At 62.5% G+C, this 20406-nt stretch carries 16 protein-coding genes and 1 pseudogene; 5 read left to right on the forward strand and 12 right to left on the reverse strand.

All coding sequences use genetic code 11. The features are described from left to right. Positions 1-3 precede the first annotated feature (3 nt). Entirely contained in the window at positions 4-1434 is a 1431-nt protein-coding gene (locus PG892_RS10780; RefSeq protein ID WP_210537946.1) for a coniferyl aldehyde dehydrogenase, read from the reverse strand. Positions 1435-1646: 212 nt separating this feature from the next. On the opposite strand from PG892_RS10780, the gene PG892_RS10785 reads away from it, so the two are divergent. Then, positions 1647-1940, forward strand: a complete 294-nt coding sequence (locus PG892_RS10785) for a hypothetical protein (RefSeq protein WP_041212706.1) — start codon at positions 1647-1649, stop codon at positions 1938-1940. Positions 1941-1994: 54 nt separating this feature from the next. On the opposite strand, the gene PG892_RS10790 is transcribed toward PG892_RS10785, so the two are convergent. From PG892_RS10790 to PG892_RS10825, 8 genes are all read right to left on the reverse strand, one after another. Further along, positions 1995-2444 (reverse strand): C40 family peptidase, encoded by a 450-nt coding sequence (locus PG892_RS10790; protein ID WP_143237323.1) that lies wholly within the window; start codon positions 2442-2444, stop codon positions 1995-1997. A 106-nt stretch (positions 2445-2550) separates the two neighbouring features. Continuing rightward, entirely contained in the window at positions 2551-3465 is a 915-nt protein-coding gene (locus PG892_RS10795) for a hydrogen peroxide-inducible genes activator (protein ID WP_010674086.1), read from the reverse strand. Between the two features lie 297 nt (positions 3466-3762). Next, a complete protein-coding gene (locus tag PG892_RS10800) occupies positions 3763-4728 on the reverse strand; it encodes an alpha-L-glutamate ligase-like protein (protein WP_039039849.1) in 966 nt (321 codons plus the stop codon). Between the two features lie 3 nt (positions 4729-4731). Further along, the gene (locus PG892_RS10805; protein ID WP_041215543.1) at positions 4732-6270 is read right to left on the reverse strand and encodes an inactive transglutaminase family protein; all 1539 of its coding nucleotides are present in this window, start codon (positions 6268-6270) and stop codon (positions 4732-4734) included. Between the two features lie 3 nt (positions 6271-6273). Beyond that, positions 6274-7062, reverse strand: coding sequence for an ATP-dependent zinc protease family protein (locus PG892_RS10810; protein ID WP_039039848.1), 789 nt, complete (start codon positions 7060-7062; stop codon positions 6274-6276). Between the two features lie 52 nt (positions 7063-7114). Continuing rightward, positions 7115-8092, reverse strand: a complete 978-nt coding sequence (gene cmoB / locus PG892_RS10815) for a tRNA 5-methoxyuridine(34)/uridine 5-oxyacetic acid(34) synthase CmoB (protein ID WP_201887768.1) — start codon at positions 8090-8092, stop codon at positions 7115-7117. A 3-nt stretch (positions 8093-8095) separates the two neighbouring features. Beyond that, positions 8096-8833 carry a carboxy-S-adenosyl-L-methionine synthase CmoA gene (cmoA, locus tag PG892_RS10820; protein WP_223916386.1) on the reverse strand — a complete coding sequence of 246 codons (738 nt, stop codon included), beginning with the start codon at positions 8831-8833 and terminating at the stop codon, positions 8096-8098. Between the two features lie 333 nt (positions 8834-9166). Then, complete coding sequence (locus PG892_RS10825; RefSeq protein ID WP_109112019.1) at positions 9167-10015, reverse strand: DUF72 domain-containing protein; 849 nt, start codon at positions 10013-10015, stop codon at positions 9167-9169. A 428-nt stretch (positions 10016-10443) separates the two neighbouring features. Between PG892_RS10825 and aspS the strand changes: the two genes are divergently transcribed. From aspS to PG892_RS10840, 3 genes are all read left to right on the forward strand, one after another. After that, positions 10444-12210 carry an aspartate--tRNA ligase gene (gene aspS, locus PG892_RS10830; protein ID WP_045525291.1) on the forward strand — a complete coding sequence of 589 codons (1767 nt, stop codon included), beginning with the start codon at positions 10444-10446 and terminating at the stop codon, positions 12208-12210. 100 nt (positions 12211-12310) lie between these two features. Further along, a complete protein-coding gene (locus PG892_RS10835) occupies positions 12311-13051 on the forward strand; it encodes a YebC/PmpR family DNA-binding transcriptional regulator (protein WP_010674094.1) in 741 nt (246 codons plus the stop codon). A gap of 457 nt (positions 13052-13508) precedes the next feature. Next, on the forward strand, positions 13509-15134 hold the full coding sequence (locus PG892_RS10840; RefSeq protein ID WP_223916390.1) for a phosphoethanolamine transferase: 1626 nt from the start codon (positions 13509-13511) through the stop codon (positions 15132-15134). Positions 15135-15525: 391 nt separating this feature from the next. Here the strand turns inward: PG892_RS10840 and nagC are convergent, their stop codons facing one another. The 3 genes from nagC to nagB are packed head-to-tail and all read right to left on the reverse strand — an operon-like array spanning position 15526 to position 18700. Next, positions 15526-16740 carry a DNA-binding transcriptional regulator NagC gene (gene nagC, locus PG892_RS10845; protein ID WP_010674096.1) on the reverse strand — a complete coding sequence of 405 codons (1215 nt, stop codon included), beginning with the start codon at positions 16738-16740 and terminating at the stop codon, positions 15526-15528. 4 nt (positions 16741-16744) lie between these two features. Continuing rightward, positions 16745-17890 carry an N-acetylglucosamine-6-phosphate deacetylase gene (gene nagA, locus PG892_RS10850; RefSeq protein WP_039039842.1) on the reverse strand — a complete coding sequence of 382 codons (1146 nt, stop codon included), beginning with the start codon at positions 17888-17890 and terminating at the stop codon, positions 16745-16747. Positions 17891-17899: 9 nt separating this feature from the next. Next, positions 17900-18700 carry a glucosamine-6-phosphate deaminase gene (gene nagB / locus PG892_RS10855; RefSeq protein WP_043155198.1) on the reverse strand — a complete coding sequence of 267 codons (801 nt, stop codon included), beginning with the start codon at positions 18698-18700 and terminating at the stop codon, positions 17900-17902. 272 nt (positions 18701-18972) lie between these two features. Between nagB and nagE the strand changes: the two are divergent. Next, positions 18973-20331 (forward strand): annotated as a pseudogene (nagE, locus tag PG892_RS10860) (N-acetylglucosamine-specific PTS transporter subunit IIBC); the annotation flags it as partial. Positions 20332-20406: the final 75 nt, after the last annotated feature.

A 20406-nucleotide genomic window follows, 5' to 3' on the forward strand; every position in this document is an offset into this window, starting at 1 on the left:
CTCCTAGCGCAGGAACAGGGCCATCATCAGCCGCTGGTACCAGCGCCGATAGGGGGGGTGAATGAGGGAGCCTGTGCTGAAGCGCCCGCGGCGCAGCACGGTCTTGGCCTTGGAGAAGGTGAGAAACCCCTCGCGGCCGTGATAGTGGCCCATGCCGGAGGGACCGATGCCGCCGAAGGGGGCATCGTCCGCCGCCACCTGGAACAGACTCTCGTTGATGGCCATGCCCCCAGCGTGGGTCTCCCGGATGAGGCGGCGCTGCAGCGTCTCGTCCAGGCTCATCAGATAGAGCGCCAGGGGGCGGGGGCGGGCCGCCACATAGGCCAGGGCCTCCTCGATGTCGTCATAGGGCACCAGGGGCAGCAGGGGGCCGAAGATCTCCTGCTGCATCACCTGGCAGTGGCCGGGCACCTCGGTCAGCAGGTGGGGCACCAGCTTGCGGGTGGCGTCATCCCGGGCGGGCGTGACGCAGGGGTGGATCTGGGCGCCGGCCTGCCTCGCCTCCTCCAGCCAGGCGGTGAGCCGCTCGTACTGGGGAGCGTTGATGATGGCGCCATAATCCGGGCTCTCGAGCCCTTTGGGGTAGAGGCGGCGAAAATGGGCCTGATAGGCCTCGATAAAGGCCTGCTCCTGCCCCCTCGGCAGCAGTACGTAGTCGGGGGCCACGCAGATCTGGCCGGCGTTGAGGCTCTTGCCGAAGATCATCCGCTCTACCGCCAGGGCCAGGGGCATGTCGGGGGCGATGAGACAGGGGCTCTTGCCGCCGAGCTCCAGGGTGAGAGGGGTGAGCTGGGGGGCGGCCGCGGCCATCACCAGCCGACCCACCGCCGTGGAGCCGGTGAAGATGAGATGGTCGAAGGGGAGGGCGCTGAAGGCGGCCGCGATCCCTGCATCCCCCTCGATGACCACCACCTCGTCACTGCCGAGGGCCTCATCGAGCAGGATGCGCAGCACGGCGTTGGTGTGAGGGGTGAACTCGGAGAGCTTGATCATGGCGCGGTTGCCGGCGGCGAGGGCGCCGATGAGGGGCCCGAGGCTCAGCATCACCGGGAAATTCCAGGGCACCATGATGCCGACCACGCCGAGGGGCTGATAGTGCACCTCGACCCTGGCGGGGGCCAGCAGCAGGCCGGAATGACGGCGCTCCGGTTTCATCCACCCCTTGAGCCGTTTCAGGGTGTAGTTGATCTGCATGACGCAGGGGAGCACATCGGCGATCAGGCTGTCGTAGTCGCTGCGCTGGCCGTAGTCCCGGGCCAGGGCCTGACACATTGCCTGTTTGTGGCGCAGCAGCCCCTGCTTGAGGGCGTCAAGTCTGGCGCGGCGGGACGCCAGATCCGGCATGGGAGTGGCCTGGCTGGCCTGCCTGAGCCGATGCAGTTGCTCGGGGAGGGAGAACTTGTCCGGTGAGGCGGGGGTGACGGTGGTGTCCATGGCATGCTCCGCACGAAAAGTGACCGACTGATTAGTCGGTCCAAATCTAGCGATTCGTTGCCGACTTGTAAACCGGGCGGGGGCAGAGGGTGGCTGCCAGTGGGGAGCGTTGTCCGGAACTGTGTCCGGGCTCCCATTTTTGAGGCATTCGGATTGGTCTTATATCCAATAAGGGGTAATTGTGGGGCACCAACTCGGAGGGAGAACCGCACATGACCAGGGAATTGCATAGCCTGCTGGCCCGGCTGGATGACGTGATCGCGCGCATGCCGGACAGTTTCAACACCTATGAGTTTGCCCAGAAGCTGGCGCTGCAACATCAGCAGGAGTATTTCGCCGCGGGCCACTCCCTGGCGGGCCAGGAGAAGAACCTGCTGCGCCTGCTCCACGAGAAGATTGCCCTGGCGCTGGCGAGCCATGAGGACGTCATCGAGGGGGCCCTGCTGCCCTGCATGACCCCCTGGGGAGAGCGCGCCACCTCGCCCCGCTGGCACCGCAAGCACTGACCCGGCAACAACATGAAAAGGCCCCGAGGGGCCTTTTCATGTTTGGGGTCGCACCTACTGGACCAGCCTGCGGGCCTGCCAGTAGCGGCTGTTCCAGTAGACGTTGTCGAGGCGCGAGCGGATCACGCCCTTGCTGGTGGAGGCGTGGATGAACTCACCTGCCCCGGTGTAGACCCCGACGTGGTACTGCTGCCAGCCGGTCTTGAAGAAGACCAGGTCCCCGTGCTGGAGACGGTATCTGTCCACCGGGCGGCCGAGGCTCGCCTGGGATTCCGTGGTGCGGGGCAGGGTGAAGCCCAGCACCTGGCTGTAGGCGAGCTGGGTGAAGGCGGAGCAGTCGAGACCGGCGCGGCTGGTACCGCCCATGCGATAGGGCACGCCGCGCCACTGCTGATAGAAGTTGTCGAATGCGCCGCTCTGGCGCACGGGAGGGGGAGGCTCCGGCGTGCTGGAGCAGGCGGCGAGAAGCAGGACCAGCAGGGGCAGCAGCAAGGTGCGAAACATCTCAACTCCTTGATAGGGCACGGGGTTCATCATAGACGATGATCCTGCCTGGAACCTGAATGACAACGGCATTGACGAGTGGCCGCCTGTGGGGGCAGCCACTGGATCACCCCGCCGGTTTGGGGGTAATGAGCGGCGTCAGCAGCTCGGCAATCTTGTAGAAGGTCTGCACCCGGGTGGTGCTGGGACGCCACACCAGGCCTATCTCCCGATAGGGTTTCTCCCCGGGCAGGGGGATGGCCACCAGGTCCGTGTTGTCGAGGATGCCCGCATCTATGGCCATCTGGGGCAGGAAGGTGGTGCCAAGACCGGCCCCCACCATCTGCACCAGGGTGTGCAGACTGGTGGCGGCGAACGGGTTGATCTTGCTCTTGTCCCGCAGCCGGCAGGCGCTCACCGCGTGCTCCGTCAGGCAGTGCTCCCGCTCCAGCAGGAAGATGCTCTGGTTGGGCAGCTCCTTGTAGTCGAACGGCATGTGCAGGCCCGCCGCCATGTGGGAGGGCATCACCATGTGGAAGGGATCCTGGCCGACGGTCTTGCTGTGGAAGCCGCCGATCTCCACCGGCAGCGCCAGGATCAGCAGATCGAGCTGCCCCTGCTCCAGCTGCTTGAGCAGATTGGTGGTGGTGTCTTCCCGCAGCAGCAGCTCCAGATCCGGATAGGCCTTGCCGCACACCTGCAGCAGCTTGCTCAGCAGGAAGGGGGCGATGGTGGGGATGCAGCCCAGGCGCACCGTGCCGTGCATGACGCCCCCCTGCTGCTGCCCCAGCTCCATCAGATCCCGGGCGTCGGAGAGCAGGTTGCGCGCCCGCGCCACGATTTCCATGCCGACCGGCGTCATGATGAAGCTCTTGTGATCCCGCTCCACCAGTTGCAGGTTCATCATGTCCTCCAGGGTCTGGATCCCGGTACTCAGGGTCGACTGGCTGACATGGCAGGCCTTGGCGGCGCGGTTGAAATTCTTGTGCTCGTCCAGAGCGACCAGATACTGGAGCTGCTTCAGGCTGGGCCAACGTTGCATAGGAGAAACCCGATCGATGCTATCTATTTGATTTGATTAATCTACCATCGAGAAGCCCCGTTGTCGTCGACAAATCGGTGCCCCCTGGCAGGCGCACTGCCTCACGAACATGGGGTGGCCTGCGCCGATGAGCTGGTCACCCCTCATTGGTCAGGAGCTTATCCCCTTGTGCCGCGCCATTGAAGGGGGGCCGCCATGGGATGTGACGGGGATCGGCCTTCGGGCGGGGCGCCCTGCGTGCAGGGGCGGCCATAAAAAAACGCGCCGGTGGGCGCGTTTTTGCAGAAGGGGGGCGGACTATTCGTCGAAGATACCGAAGTGATCCTTGGCGAAGTTGACCCGCTGCTCCACGTTCATCTTGACCTGACCCAGCTTCTCGATGGTCTTGAGGTTGGGCACCAGGCCGCGACCGTTGGCGATCTGGATGGCAAGGCCCGGACGGGCGTTGAGCTCCAGCAGCATGGGGCCGCGGAACTTGTCCAGCACCATGTCGGTCCCGATGTAGCCAAGACCGGACATCTCGTAGCAGGAGGCCGCCAGGTTGAGCAGGGTGTCCCAGTGGGGCACCTTCAGATCGTAGAGATCCAGGCCGGTGTCCGGGTGGTGGCGCAGCGGGTTGCCAAACTGCACCGCCCGCAGGGCGCGGCCGGTGCGCAGGCACAGGCCCACCCCCACGGCGCCCTGGTGCAGGTTCGCCTTGCCATCGGAAGCCGAGGTGGAGAGGCGCATCATGGCCATCACCGGGAACCCCTTGAAGATGATCACCCGGGCATCGGGGACCCCTTCGAAGGAGTAGCCGTCGAACACGTCGTCGAAGTTGATGAGCCCTTCCACCAGCGCCACGTCGGGCTTGCCGCCGAGGGAATAGAGCCCCGCCAGGATGTTGGAGACATGGCGCTCCAGATCCTGGCCGTTGGCGGCGCTGCCGTTGGGCTTGTAGAAGAGGCCGTCCTCCTGGCGCAGGATCACCAGGATCCCCTTGCCGCCGGAGCCGCGGGCCGGCTTGATGCAGAAGCCCGGCCAGTCCTTCACCAGCTCGGTGATGCGAGTCACGTCGTGCTGCTCGCGGATGGTGCCGATGAGTTCAGGCACCGTCACCCCCGCATCCAGCGCGATGCGCTTGGTCTTGAGCTTGTCATCCACCAGCGGATAGAGGCGGCGCGGGTTGTAGCGGCTGATGTAGGAGTGGTTGCGCTTGTTCATGCCGAGGATGCCTGCCTGGGACAGGCTCCACGGACTGGTGTATTTCTGCCAGAACCACATCTGTTACTTGTCCTTACCCGGGGTGGCACCAGACTTCATCTCGTCCACCAGCGGCTTGAAGCGCTTGAGCTCGCTCAGCTTGTAGCCGGTGTAGTTACCCATCAACAGCACGGTCGCCATCAGCACCAGCTGCAGGCCGAGGAAGTTGAAGGTGAGGTGACGAATGAGCTCGTTGTCCATGGCCAGGTAGGCGATGACCGCCACCAGCAGGGAGCCGCCACCCTGGCGGAACACCTCTTTGGGACCCTCTTCTTCCCACAGGATGGACATGCGTTCGATGGTCCAGGAGAGGATGATCATCGGGAAGAAGGTGATCTTCATGCCGTCGGTCAGCCCCAGCTTGAAGGCGAACGCCGAGAAGATGCCGATCATCGAGATCACCATGATGATGATCGCCGATATTCGGGCGACCAGCAGCAGGTTCAGCCTCGAGAGGTAGGAGCGGATCACCAGGCCGGTGCCGACGATCAGCAGGAAGCCGATGAGGCCGGTGACCAGCGAGGTCTGGATGAAGGCGACCGCGATCAGCACCGGCATGAAGGTGCCGGAGGTCTTGATCCCCACGATGACCCGCAGGAACACCACCATCAGCACGCCGATGGGGATGAGCAGCAGACCCTTGAACAGGGCTTGCTCTTCCAGGGGCAGGCTGTGGATGGAGAAGTTCATCATCTCGGATTTTTCGAACTTCTGGGCCAGGGCCACGTTGACCGGTTGCTCCTGCTCGATCATCGAGAAGGTGACGCGGGAGTTGTGACCGCCGGTGACGTCCAGGAGGGCGCCGGAGTTGTACTCCCACAGCAGCAGGTTGGCCGGTTGACCCTGTTCACCGCTTTGCGGGTTGAACAGCTTGTAGTCGGTCGGGCTGTTGAAGACCTGCAGGTAATCCACCAGCTCCTGACGGCGACGGCCATCTTCCAGGCTGAGGGCGTGGACCACCCGGGCCGGGACGTCCGCGTTGTTGAGCAGCTCGGCAATCAGATTGGCGCGGCTCTTGTGGGACTTGAGCAGCTCGGCGTTCTGTTCCTGCTTCTCGATCTCCTTGATGATCTCGCGGGTCAGGGTGTAGCCGTCGGCGGAGCGCTCCTGGGCGCGCTCCAGGATCTGCTTCATGGCCGTGGCGTAGGGCTCGCTCTCGATCTGCTTCTCGATGGCGGGCGGCTGCGGGTTGGCGGCGGGCTTGGCATGGGCATCGGCCATCATGTCGACCCGGTAGTAGAGCTCCTGACGGCCGGAGGCGGCGCGGATGGACCACTCGGCGCGGGCATCCCCGTCTTTTTCCACGAACGACAGGCCATAGCCCGGGCTCGCGGCGTTCTCGTTCATCAGGGTGAAGCCGGGCTGGGTGCCCGGAATGGCCAGGGAGGCGATCACCGGCTCGCCGGTGGCCTCGAATTCGAGCTTGGCTTCGATGGACCAGATCTGGCGCTTTTCACCCGGTGTGAGCGGGACGTCCAGCGCGATGTGATGATAGAAGGTCATCCCCAGGCCGACGATGTAGAGCAGGGCGACCAGCAGATAGAACGGCTTACGGGAAACCATGGATTATTTCACATCCTTGAGCTTGGGTTTGGGTTGGATATATTCGCGGGCCACGTCGACCACGGCGATGTCTTTGAGGAATTCACGGCCCAGCAGCACGGGGAAGGTCATGTCGCTGCGGTCCTTCAGGGTAAATTCGGCCTTCTCGGTCATGTCGCCGATGCGCACGGCGAGGCGGACCACGGGGCGACGGTCGAGATCGTCGGCGGAAGCCTGACGGACCCGCACGTGACGCACCAGGGGCGCTTCAATCTGGATCTTGTCGTCCATCTCCTGGTGGCTCAGGAAGAAGCGCACCCAGTTCTTGCCGTTGCGCTCGAAGATGGTGATCTCCTGGGCGCTGATGGAGGAGGTGGTGGCGCCGGTGTCGACCCGGGCCTGGAAGGCGTCGTTGGCGGCGTCAACCCAGATCCACTCCGCTTCACCCACCAGCAGCTTGCCATCGACGGTGTGACCCTGGCTCGGCGCCGGGCACTTCTCGGTGGGAATGGGCATGGCCTTGGGCGGCTCGGGAGGCAGGGTAGCCAGCTTGCTGTCGACTTTCTTCACGGACTCTTTCATGTTGGTGACATCGGTGTTGAGCTGAACCAGCAGGTGCTGTTGCTGCACATACTGCTTCTGTTGCTGTTCCATGGATGTTTGCAGACGTTGCTCGCTCAACGAGATCTCGTTGCGCAGCTCGGCCAGCGTCAGGGTCGGGGCCGGGGGGGCTTTTTCCATACTGACACACCCGCCGAGACTGAGCAGGGAGAGCAGGGTCATTCCTTTTAATTTGCTTTTCATGTCATTCATTTAACTGTGCTTCCTGGAATTGGGTCAGTGTAACTTCCACAGCCGCCATCGGCTAGTCTTTGGCCTTTCTGGCGATCAGTACGGCACGTTTGGGTGCCGGGTATCCTTCGACCGTGAGTGCAGGATTGTGTGGATCCAGATAGTCACTCAGGGACTCGTTAATCATCCAGTCGGTACGACGCTGTTCGTCGGTGCTGGTCATATTCTCGTCGACGATGCGCACATCGGTGAACCCGCAGCGCTCGACCCAGCGTGTGAGGGCCGCGCTCGAGGGGAGGAACCAGACGTTGCGCATCTTGCCGTAGCGATCGGAGGGCATCAGCACCTGGTTTTCGTCGCCGTCCACCACCAGGGTCTCGAGCACCAGCTCCCCATCGTCTTTGAGCTGGTTGCGCAACTGCTCGATGTGCTCGATGGGGGACTTGCGATGATAGAGCACCCCCATGGAGAAGACGGTGTCAAAGGCCCGCAGATCCGGCAGCTCCTGGATACCGAGCGGCAGCAGGTGGGCGCGCTGGTCGTTGTCCATGAAGTGGCGAATGGCTTCGAACTGGCAGAGGAACAGCGGGCTCGGGTCGATGCCGACCGCCAGTTTCGCCCCTTCCCCCACCATGCGCCAGAGGTGGTAGCCGCTGCCGCAGCCCACGTCCAGCACGTAGCGGCCCTGGAGCGGGCTGATGTGGGGCAGCACCCGATCCCACTTCCAGTCGGAGCGCCACTCGGTGTCGATGTGGATGCCGTGCACATGGAAGGGGCCCTTGCGCCAGGGCATGAGCTGGCGCAACAGGCTCTCGGTCTTCTTGCGCTCACCCTCTCCCAGGCTATCGGAGCCGCCGATGGCGACCCGCTCTTTGAGCTCTATCCGGCCGGGGGCCACGACGGGCAGCTTGGCGAGGGCGCGGTTCCAGCGCGGCAAATCCCCGTGCAGGTTGTCGTGCTGCCAGGCGTGCAGCTGGGCGGGCAGGGTGTGCAGCCAGTGGCTCAACCTGTTCTTGGCGATCAGTTGATAAAAATGGGCGAAATCGATCATGGCTTAGTTGGTGTCGCTGGCTTTGATGGCAATCATGGAGCCGAAGTTGAAGCACTGGAACCAGAGGTCCAGGTGGGTGAAGCCGGCGTCCCGCAGGCGCGCCTGATGGACCGCCAGGGTGTCGGTGCGCATCACGTTCTCAAGGGCGGTGCGCTTCTGGCTGATTTCCAGTTCGCTGTAGCCGTTGGCCCGTTTGAAGTCGAGGTGCAAGTCGATGAGCAGCTCGTTGACCTGCTCGTCATCGAAGCGGAACTTCTCGCTCAGGATGAGGATGCCGCCGGGGCTCAGGCCGTCAAAGATGCGCGCGATGAGGGCGGCCCGCTTCTCGGGGGCGACGAACTGCAGGGTGAAGTTGAGCACCACCACGGAGGCGTTCTCGATGGGGATGTCGCAGATGTCCGCCTCCACCAGCTCCACCGGCACCTCGGACTTGAAGCCCGAGAGGTGAGCGCGGGCCCGCTCGATCATGGGGTGGGAGAGATCCACCGCCGTGATCTGGCAGCCGGGCTGGGTGACGTGGCGGCGCATGGCCTGGGTCGCGGCGCCGAGGGAGCAGCCGAGATCGTAGAGGCGGCTCTGGGGCTGGGCGTAGCGGGCGGCCATCATGCCGATGGCGGAGATGATGTTGCTGTAACCGGGCACCGAGCGCTGGATCATGTCGGGGAAGACGTCGACGACCTGCTCGTCAAAGCAGAAGTCTCCCAGACGGGCAATGGGGGCGGCAAAAATCTGATCGTGCATGCTGACGCAACCTGACAGCCGGTGTGGTGGGCGGCTGTTTTATTCAATTGAATCTTGGGTGGACGGGCATCGAAATGGCGTCGTCACCGGTTGACGAACGGGGTGGCTTGCTCCGGGATCCTTCGGGCTGCCCCTGTTCGCAACGGGCCATGGTCCGGGCCCTCAGGGTGCCGGGCTGGGGTGGGCAACGCATTGCCATGCACCCAGGCCCGGGACCTTACTTGGGGCGCTAGTGTAGAGGAAAGGCGGGCGTTTGTCTTGACGCCAACCCCGGTGGGACCACAAAAAAAGCGGCTTTTTTTGGGGACGGAGAAGGGGCGGGGAGGGGGCCGCTCAAAAGGGCAGCACCCCCTGGCGGGCGCGATCGTTTTCTCCTGGCCAGGGGGCCATCTCCTGGCCGAGCAGGCGGCTGATCTGCCGTGCGAGTTCGGGGGCCCGGGCATTGTCGGCGGTGTGGACAAAGAGGTAGAGATCCTTGCCCTCCTGGAGCCATTGTTTCCAATGTGGCAACCATGGTGGCAAAAATGGGTGATTGTCCTCGATTTGAGGCAAACCAATCAGGCGCACCACCGGGGCACCCCCTGTGGCCAGCAGATGGACCGGCAACCTGGGTTTCTTGCCCTGGGCATCGATCATGGCGGCCGTGGTGGCGGGCACCGAGAAGAGCGGGCGGCTGTCGAGCATGATGCGATTGATGCCCCGCGCCATCAGCATCCGGTTGAGGGCCCGTTCCGCCTCCCCCTTGGCGAAGAAATCGGGGTGGCGCACCTCGAGGGCATAGGTGAAATCCTGGGGCAGCCGCGCGAAGAAGGCATCCAGACGGGCCAGCCCCTCTGGCCCGAAGCGGGCGGGCAGTTGCAGCTTGAGCAGCCCCAGCTTGTCATGCAGGGGGGCCAGCAGGCGGATGAAGGCCGTCACCTGTTTGTCCACGCTCACCAGATCGCTCTGGTGGCTGATCTCCTTGGGAAACTTGAAGCTGAAGCGAAAGTGGTCGGGGACCGCATCGGCCCAGCGCTGCACCGTCTCCGGGGTCGGCGAGGCGTAGAAGGTGGTGTTGCCCTCCACGGAGTTGAATACCCTGGCATAGTCGGCGAGGTGCTCGGCGGGCCTGGCATTCATCCCCAGCAACTGGCCGGGCCAGGCCGGGTGTGACCACTGGGGCAGGCCCAAATAGAGGCTCATGATGGTTCCTGTCGGCAGGTTGGCGCACTTTTGCCCTCCTTTTTGCGCCAGAACAACAAAAAACAGGGTAAAGGGGGCTGCGGGCCATTTTACCCAAATGGAGGTTTTCCTCTATAATGCCAACCCTTTTGTTTGCCACATTGTCGTAATGCGCGCGACCGAGCCCCCGGGTGACGATGATCGCGGCCCGGCAGTGGCCAGACAACGACGCCAGCCGATACCCCGGCGCCCACTCGTCATCCCGGTCGGGAGCGGGGGCATGCCTGGGACGGCGGCAAGAATCCGGCTCGGGGAGCCGGATGACCCGAGACAGATTTCAAACCGGGCAAGAAGCAGGATCTGGCCAGCTGTGAGACAGACGGTGCTTGCCAGTCGTGCCCGGCGACCCAGGATGAACCGTCTCTCTACCATTTCGAAGGAAGAAGTCCATGCGCTCTATCTATTGCGGACAGGTCAATGAGGCCCATGCCGGGCAGACCATTACATTGTGCGGTTGGGTCCATCGTCGTCGTGATCTCGGCGGCCTCATCTTTATCGACATGCGCGACCGCGAGGGCATCGTGCAGGTGTTCTTCGATCCGGACAAGCCGGACGCCTTTGCCCTGGCCTCCGAGCTGCGCGGCGAGTTCTGCATCCAGGTGACCGGCGTGGTGCGTACCCGCCCCGACTCCCAGCGCAACAGCGACATGGCCACCGGTGCCATCGAGGTGTTCGCCCACGAGCTGACCATCATCAACCGTGCCGAGCCGCTGCCCCTTGACTTCAACCAGGTCAACAGCGAAGAGGTGAGCCTCAAGTACCGCTACCTGGACCTGCGTCGTCCCGAGATGGCCAAGTACCTGAAGACCCGTGCCAAGGCCAGTGCCTTCGTGCGCCGCTTCATGGACGAGCACGGCTTCCTCGACATCGAGACCCCGATGCTGACCAAGGCGACCCCGGAAGGGGCCCGTGACTACCTGGTGCCGAGCCGCGTGCACAAGGGCAAGTTCTACGCCCTGCCGCAGTCCCCCCAGCTGTTCAAGCAGTTGCTGATGATGTCCGGCTTCGACCGCTACTACCAGATCGTCAAGTGCTTCCGCGACGAAGACCTGCGTGCCGACCGCCAGCCGGAATTCACCCAGATCGACGTGGAGACCTCCTTCATGACCGCGCCCCAGGTGCGTGAAATCATGGAAGAGATGATCCGCAAGCTCTGGCTGCACATCCTGAACGTGGACCTGGGTGACTTCCCCATCATGACCTTCGACGAGGCCATGCGCCGCTTCGGCTCCGACAAGCCGGACCTGCGCCTGCCCATGGAGCTGGTCGATGTGGCAGATCTCTTGACCGAGGTGGAGTTCGCCGTGTTCGCCGGCCCCGCCAAGGATCCGAAAGGCCGTGTGGCGGCCCTGAAGGTACCGGGCGGCGCTGAGCTGTCTCGCAAGCAGATCGACGAGTACACCAAGTTCGTCGGCATCTACGGTGCCAAGGGCCTGGCCTGGATGAAGGTCAACGAAGCCGGGAGCGGCCTCGAAGGGGTGCAGTCCCCGGTGGCCAAGTTCCTCTCTGACGCCATCGTGCGCGAGATCCTGGCCCGTACCGGCGCGATGGACGGCGACATCATCTTCTTCGGCGCCGACTCCAAGAAAGTGGTGTGCGATGCCATGGGCGCCCTGCGCCTGAAGGTGGGCCGCGATCTGGGCCTGGTGGAGAACGTCTGGAAGCCGCTGTGGGTCATCGACTTCCCCATGTTCGAGGAAGATGGCGAAGGCGGCCTGGCGGCCATGCACCACCCCTTCACCGCCCCGAGCAACCTGGGCCCGGCCGAGCTGAAAGCGAACCCGGTGGGCGCTTACGCGAACGCCTACGACATGGTGATCAACGGCTACGAAGTGGGTGGCGGCTCTGTGCGTATCCACAACAGCGAGATGCAGTCCACCGTGTTCGACATCCTGGGGATCACCCCGGACGAGCAGCGCCTGAAGTTCGGCTTCCTGCTGGATGCCCTGAAATACGGCACCCCGCCCCACGCCGGCCTGGCCTTCGGTCTGGACCGCCTCAGCATGCTGCTGACCGGCACCGACAACATCCGGGATGTCATCGCCTTCCCGAAAACCACGGCGGCCGCCTGTCTGATGACAGACGCCCCGAGCTTTGCCAACCCGGCCCAACTGGGCGAGCTGGCGATTGCGACCACCGTCAAGGGTGACGAATAAGCCGTTATCGGCAACAAAGGCCGCAGCGATGCGGCCTTTCCCGTTTCCCCCTGGGCGCAACCAGTGTTACTGAAATTTCCAACTATAACGGAGAGTCCCTATGGCAGGTCACAGTAAATGGGCCAACATCAAACACCGCAAGGCGGCGCAAGACGCCAAGCGCGGCAAGATCTTCACCAAGCTGATCCGCGAAATCACCACCTCCGCGCGTCTGGGTGATGCCGATCCTGCCAACAACCCCCGCCTGCGTGCGGCGGTGGCGGCAGCCCTGACCAGCAACATGACCCGCGACACCATCAACCGCGCCATCGCCCGTGGGGCCGGCGGCGGTGACGGCGAGCAGCTCGAGACCATCGTGTACGAAGGGTACGGCCCGGCCGGTTCCGCCGTCATGGTGGAGTGCCTGACCGACAACCGCAACCGTACCGTGGCCGAAGTGCGCCACGCCTTCAGCAAGTGCGGCGGCAACCTGGGGACCGACGGCTCCGTGGCCTATCTGTTCACCAAGAAGGGGGTGCTGACCTTCGTGGGCGCCGATGAAGACGCCCTGATGGACGCCGCCCTGGAAGCCGGTGCCGACGACGTGGTGACCGAAGAAGATGGCACCATCGAGGTCTACACCACCCCGAACGACTTCGGCACCGTGCTGGACGGTCTGGAAGCCGCCGGCTTCAAGCCCGAGAGCGCCGAAGTGACCATGATCCCCTCCACCGAGGCGGAACTGGATGCCGAGACCGCGCCCAAGCTGATGCGCCTCATCGACATGCTGGAAGATCTGGACGACGTGCAGGAGGTGTACCACAACGGCTCCATCTCCGACGAGATCGCCGCGACCCTGTGATTGCCTCTCGGGAGCGCTGTGATCCCCCAGGGCAAGGGGAGGCCGACCACAACGGTCCTCTCACCCGGCTCCGACGAGATCGTCGCGACCCTGTGATCCCTCAGGGCAAAGGGGAGGGCGACCACAACGGTCCTCTTCCCCGGCTCCGACGAGATTGCCGCGACCCTGTGATTGCCTCTCGCGACCCTGTTCAGGTTCGCGAACACACAGGTGCGACACCTTGTTCACCTTCGCAAAAACGGCAGCCCGGGCTGCCGTTTTTTTATGTGCCAGACCGAGCACCTCCCCTTGTGGTTCGATTTCCTCTCTTAATGTTCGCTTAAGTTTGCCGTCCTAGGATGACCCCGTATCTGGACCTCCCTGGCTCTTGTCCTGTTTTTCAGGGCCGAGTGTCGGGATGGTCACCACGAAGCCTGCTGGCAGGTTGTTAGTTCCACTGGTTTGTCGGAGTCTCTCTATGCGTCTCACTCTGGGAGTGATGAAGGTCAATCTGTTGCTGGTGCTGCTGTTTGCACTGGTCTTCAACTGGCCCATTTTCCTGCACTTTTATCGTATTCTCAGCGCCCTTGAACACGTCAAGGCGGGGTTTGTCCTCTCCATTCCCCTGGTACTGGTGGCGGCCCTCAACGCGGTGTTCCTGCCCTTTACCTTCCGTTATCTGCTCAAGCCCTTTTTCGCCTTGCTCATCCTGACCGGCTCCCTGGTCAGCTACGCCATGCTCAAGTACGGGGTGATCTTCGACATGGGCATGATGCAGAACATCATCGAAACCAACAGTGGGGAGGCGGGCTCCTACCTCAACGGCTCCGTGGTGCTCTGGTTCCTGCTGACCGGCCTGCTGCCGGTGCTGGTCCTGCTGTGGGTGAAGATTGAGTACCCCTGTCCCTGGTACAAGGGGCTGGGTCTGCGCCTCGGTTCCATCGCCCTCTCCTTGCTGTTTCTGATGGGGGCTGCCGCCCTCTATTACCAGGATTACGCCTCGGTCGGGCGCAACAACAAGTCCCTCGGCAAGGAGATAGTGCCCGCCAACTATGTGCACGGGCTCTACAAGTACGCCCGGGATGTGGTCTTCGCCACTCCCATTCCCTACCAGCAGATCGGCACCGATGCCAGGGTGATCGGCCAGCATGAGAAGCCGACCCTGATGTTCCTGGTGGTGGGGGAGACGGCCCGCAGCCAGAACTACTCTCTCAACGGCTACAAGAAGGAGACCAACGGCTTCACCGAGAAGGAGGCCAATGTCGTCTCGTTCAGGAACGTGCGCTCCTGCGGCACCGCCACTGCGCTCTCCGTGCCCTGCATGTTCTCGAACATGACCCGGCGTGGCTATGACGAGGCCAGGGCCCAGTCCCAGGACGGCTTGCTGGACGTGCTGCAACATGCCGGGATCTCGGTGCTCTGGAAGGAAAACGACGGCGGCTGCAAGGGGGTGTGCAAAAACGTCCCCACCATCGAGATTGAGCCCAAGGCATTCCCCGCATACTGCTCCGGCAATGCCTGTCATGACGAGGTGCTGTTGCAGGGGCTGGATCAGCAGATCGCCGACATGCAGGGCAAGCAGGGCAGCAAGCTGGTGGCCTTCCACCTGATGGGCAGCCACGGTCCGACCTACTATCGCCGCTACCCGGCCGCCGATCGCATCTTCCTGCCGGACTGCCCGCGCAGCGACATCGAGAACTGCAGCAACGAAGAGCTGGTGAACACCTATGACAACACCATCCGCTACACCGACAAGGTGCTGGCCCAGCTCATCGACAAGCTCAAGAGCCTGGAGAGCCAGTACAACGTGGGGCTGGTCTATCTGTCGGATCACGGCGAATCCCTCGGTGCCATGGGGCTCTATCTGCACGGCACCCCCTACAAGTTCGCACCGGACGATCAGACCCGGGTGCCGCTCCTGACCTGGTTCTCTCCCCAGTTGCAGGCAGACCGTCAGCTCAATCTGGATTGCCTGCAACAGGAGGCAGCCAGCAAGCGCTTCTCCCACGACAACCTGTTCCACTCCATGCTCGGTATCATGGACGTGCAGACCCAGGTCTATGACGGCAAGCTGGATCTGTTCAAACCGTGCCGGGCGGGGTGAATGGGCCCGAGCGGTTGAGCGGCACGACAACCTGTTGCCCCGCACCATGCTCGGCATCATGGACGTGCAGACCCAGGCCTATGACGGCAAGCTGGATCTGTTCAAGCCGTGCCGGGCGGGGTGAATGGGCCAGAACGGTTGAGCGGCACGACAACCTGTTGCCCCGCACCATGCTTGGCATCATGGACGTGCAGACCCAGGTCTATGACGGCAAGCTGGATCTGTTCAAGCCGTGCCGGGCGGGGTAAACCACGGCGTCCGATTACGCCGCTACGGGGCTCATCGAACCTTCGCTCTGTTCAAACCTTGTAGAGCGGGGTAAACCGGCGAAAACAGACCATAAAAAAACGGCAGCCACTGGCTGCCGTTTTCGTATCCGAAGGGGTAGGCCTTACTTTTGCTCCATGATGATCTGCAGCAGATCCCCTTCCAGCAGGGAGCGCTTGACCAGGGCGAAGCCGCCGATGGTGGGCTGGTTCTGGAAGCGCGCCTTCACGATGGGCAGGCCGCGATGGAAACTTGGCAGAGACTGGTGCTCGACACAGCGGCGGATGGCCGGGATCAGGATCTCTTCGGCGGCGGTGATTTCACCGGCGATGAGCACCTTCTGGGGGTTGAACAGGTTGACCGTGATGGCGATGGCGCGCCCTAGGTGCTCCCCCACGTTCTCGATCACGCTGCGGGCCAGCTCGTCACCGGCCACCGCCGCCTTGCACACCTCCTGAATGGTGATGTGCTTCTCTTGCAGCGAACTCAGGTGACCGCGGCTGATGAGCTCCTTCACCTTGTCGACGATGGCCTCGTTGGAGGCGATGGTCTCGAGGCAGCCGAAGTTGCCGCAGTGGCAGCGCTTGCCAAGGGGTTCGACCTGGATGTGGCCTATTTCGCCGACGTTGCGGTTCTGGCCAAGAAACACCTTGCCCTTGGTGATGATGCCCGAGCCCGTCCCCTGGTGGACACTCACCAGGATGGAGTCCATGCAGTCGCGGGACTCGCCGAAGAAGTGCTCGGCCAGCGCCAGCGAACGGGTGTCGTTGCCCACGTAGCAGGGGAGGTTGAAGTGGTGCTCCAGGAGCTTGGCGAGCCCCAGGTTGCGGATCTGGTAGGTGGGGGTGTAGATGACCATGCCGGATTCCGGGTTGACCAGACCCGGCATGGTCAGCGCGATACTGATGAGGTTGCGGCTGCGATCCTGATTGGCGTCGATGAAGGCGCCAATCTCCCGCAGCAGCATGTCCACCACCGGTTGCTGCTCGATCTCGGTCACCTGGGTGATGTGCTGATCGAGCTCCTTGCCGTCGAGGTCATACAGGGAGAGCTGCAGGTAGCCGCGACCCAGCTTGGCGGACACAAACTGGAAGCGATGCTTGATGGTGGTCAGGGAGATGGCGCGGCGCCCGCCAGTGGAGGCTTGCGGCGAGGTTTCCCTGATGAGGCCGTGCTCGATCAGTTGCCGGGTTATCTTGGTCACGCTGGCCGGGGCCAGCTGACTCAACTCGGCAATTTTGACCCGCGAGATGGGCCCCTGCAGGTCAATGAGGCGATAGACGACCGCACTGTTTACCTGCTTGATAAGATCTACGTTTGCTATTTGTCCGCCAGTCATAGTGTCACTGTGTTGTGTAGTGTCCGTTAACCACGGTCCCGCAGACCGCGAAGGCCTGATCAAAGACGGTGAGGTTGGCAATTTTTCCGACCTGGATACTACCGAGACGCGAGTCCCATCCAATGGCGCGAGCGGGGTAAAGGGTGGCCATTCTCAGTGCTTCGTCGAGCGGCAATCCGACCTGTTTGACCAGATTTTCCACCCCTTCGATCATGGTGAGGGCGGAGCCGCCGAGTGTACCATTCTCATCGACGCACTGACCATCGCGGAAATAGACGGTTGCGCCGCAAAAATCAAATTTCTCAAAGCCTTCCGGTGCACCCGCCGCCGCGGTGGCATCGGTGACCAGCACCAGCCGCTCCCCCAGCATCCTGTGCGCCAGGCGCACGTTGGCCCAGTGTACGTGGTGGCCGTCGACGATGATGCCCGCATAGACATCCTTGCGATCGTAGATGGCACCGACCACGCCGGGCTCGCGACCATTCAGGGTCGGGGTCATAGCGTTGTAGAGGTGGGTGGCAAAGCGCATGCCGTTGTCAAAGCCCGCCATGGCCTGGTCGTAGTTGGCGGCGGTGTGGCCAGCGGAGACCAGGATGCCGGCCTCCACCAGACGGCGGATGTGCTCGGGCTTGTTGCGCTCTGGCGCCAGGGTGATCTTGGCGATGGCGTCCGCGTTGTCGCAGAAGAAGTCGATCATCTCGTCGGCGGGCTGGCGGATCTGTTCGGCCGGGTGGATCCCCTTGCGCTTGAGGTTGGTGTAGGGCCCTTCCAGATGGACGCCAAGCACCTCGTTGGGGTGGGCGGCCATGTAGTCGCGGGTGACGGCGACGGCCTGCTTCATGTCCGCATCCGGGCTGGTGATCAGGGTCGGCAGGAAGCTGGTGGTCCCGGATTTCAGGTTGGCCGCCTGCATGGTGGCCAGGGTGTCCGTGGTGATGTGACCGTTGAACATGACGCCACCGCAGCCGTTGAGCTGGACGTCGATGAAGCCGGCGCTGAGGTTGGCGCCCTGGAGGTCAATCTGCTCGATGCCGGCGGGCAGTTCTGCCTGGCGGGAGATGGCGACAATCTTGTCGCCATCGATGACCACGCCATAACCGGTCAGCACGCAGCTGCCGGTGTAGAGAGTGCAATTAGTCAGAGCGTACATGGGAGCTCCTCAGAGGTGCTTGATGTTGTCGGCTTCCAGTTGCTGGAAGTAGCGCACCGTCTTGACCTTCAACTCCATGGTGGAAGGTTCGTCGCACACCACAATCCCTTTCGGATGCAGTTGCAGGGTGGAGATGGTCCACATGTGGTTGACGCAGCCCTCCACGGTGGCCTGCAGGGCCTGGGCCTTGGCGTGACCGACCACCAGGATCAGGATCTCTTCGGCGTCCATCAGGGTGCCGACACCCACGGTCAGAGCCAGCTTGGGCACCTGCTCCATGTCGCCGCCAAAGAAGCGGGAGTTGGCGATGCGGGTGTCTTCGGTCAGGGTCTTGACCCGGGTACGGGAAGCCAGGGAAGAGGCCGGTTCGTTGAAGGCGATGTGACCGTCGTTGCCGACGCCGCCCATGAACAGGTGGATTTTGCCGTAGGACTTGATCTTGTCTTCGTAGCGCTGGCACTCGGCCACCAGATCCTCGGCGTTGCCATTGAGGATGTTGATGTTTTCCGGGCGAATGTCCACGTGATTGAAGAAGTTGTTGTGCATGAAGCTGTGGTAGCTCTCCGGATGTTCCTTGGGCAGCCCCACATACTCGTCCATGTTGAAGGTGACCACGTTCTGGAAGCTCACCTCGCCGGCTTTATGCAGCTCAATCAGGCGCTTGTAGGTGTTGAGCGGGGTGCCGCCAGTGGGCAGACCCAGCACGAAGGGGCGCTCGGCAGTGGGTTTGAACGCATTGATGCGGTCAACGATGTAACGGGCAGACCAGAGACCCACCTGGCTGGCAGACTTCAACGGGATCAGGCGCATTCTATATACCTCAGTACGGTTGCCGCACAGGGAGTGACGGCAAGGGACCAGACACGGATTCAAGTTGTTTTATAGCGTAAATAAAGATTGCGAACTAAGCCACATCTATCGGCTACCTTTATCTCTGTTGAGTGATAATGATCACGAAAGCCGGTTTATTAATTTGCGCAGCGAAATAAAGCACATAGACTGCCAATCAAGCCTTGATGGCTTATGCGTCGAACGTGATAAGCACTTAATTTCTAGAAAAACACCAACTAAGGAGAGGAACCGTGAACATTCTCGGTTATTTGCAAAAGATCGGCCGTGCCCTGATGGTGCCGGTAGCGGTATTGCCTGCCGCCGCGATCCTGATGGGGATTGGCTACTGGATTGACCCGAACGGTTGGGGTGGCGGAAGCCCTCTGGCTGCGTTTCTGATCAAGGCGGGCGCCGCCATCATCGACAGTATGCCCATTCTGTTCGCCGTCGGCGTCGCTTACGGCATGTCCAAGGATAAAGACGGTTCCGCCGCGCTGGCCGGTCTGGTCGGCTTCCTGGTGGTCACCACCCTGCTGAGCCCGGGCGCCGTGGCCCAGATCAAGGGTATCCCGGCCGACCAGGTGCCGGCAGCCTTTGCCAAGATCAGCAACCAGTTCGTCGGCATCCTGTGTGGTGTCATCGCCGCTGAGCTGTACAACCGCTTCAGCAGCGTGGAGCTGCACAAGGCGCTGGCCTTCTTCTCCGGTCGTCGTCTGGTGCCGATCGTGACCTCCGTGGTGATGATCGTCGTCTCCTTCATCCTGATGGCCGTCTGGCCGGTCATCTACGGTGGCCTGGTGAGCTTCGGTGAATCCATCGTCAGCATGGGCTCTACCGGTGCCGGCATCTATGCCTTCTTCAACCGTCTGCTGATCCCGGTCGGTCTGCACCACGCCCTGAACTCCGTGTTCTGGTTCGACGTGGCCGGCATCAACGACATCCCGAACTTCCTGGGTGGCCAATCCTCCATCGACGCCGGCAAGGCTGTCGTGGGCGTGACCGGCATGTACCAGGCAGGCTTCTTCCCCATCATGATGTTCGGTCTGCCGGGTGCCGCACTGGCCATCTACCACAGCGCGAAGAAAGAGAACAAAGAGAAGGTTGCGTCCATCATGATCGCTGCCGCCTTTGCCGCCTTCTTCACCGGGGTGACCGAGCCGCTCGAGTTCTCCTTCATGTTCGTGGCGCCGGTACTGTACGTCATCCATGCCCTGCTGACCGGTATCTCCGTGTTCATCGCAGCCTCCATGCACTGGATCGCCGGTTTCGGCTTCAGTGCCGGTCTGGTGGATATGGTGCTCTCCAGCCGCAACCCGCTGGCGACCCAGTGGTACATGCTGCTGGTACAGGGTCTGGTCTTCTTCGGCCTCTACTACGTGGTCTTCCGCGCAGTGATCGCCAAGTTCAACCTGAAAACCCCGGGCCGTGAAGATGACGAAGCCGTGCCGGTACAGGCTCAAACCACCGATCGCACCGAGCTGGCCAAGCAGTATCTGGAAGTGCTGGGTGGTCAGGACAACCTGGTGACCATCGATGCCTGCATCACCCGTCTGCGTCTGACCCTGAAAGACCGCAGCATCGTTGACGAGCGCAAGCTCAAAGCCCTGGGCCTGTCTCTTGATCAGATCTTGATCCCCTGCGCCATCAGATCCTTGGCGGCAAGAAAGCCATCCAGTTTACTTTGC

The sequence above is a fragment of the Aeromonas sp. QDB68 genome (genome assembly GCF_027707405.1).
GTDB classification, from domain to species: domain Bacteria; phylum Pseudomonadota; class Gammaproteobacteria; order Enterobacterales; family Aeromonadaceae; genus Aeromonas; species Aeromonas caviae.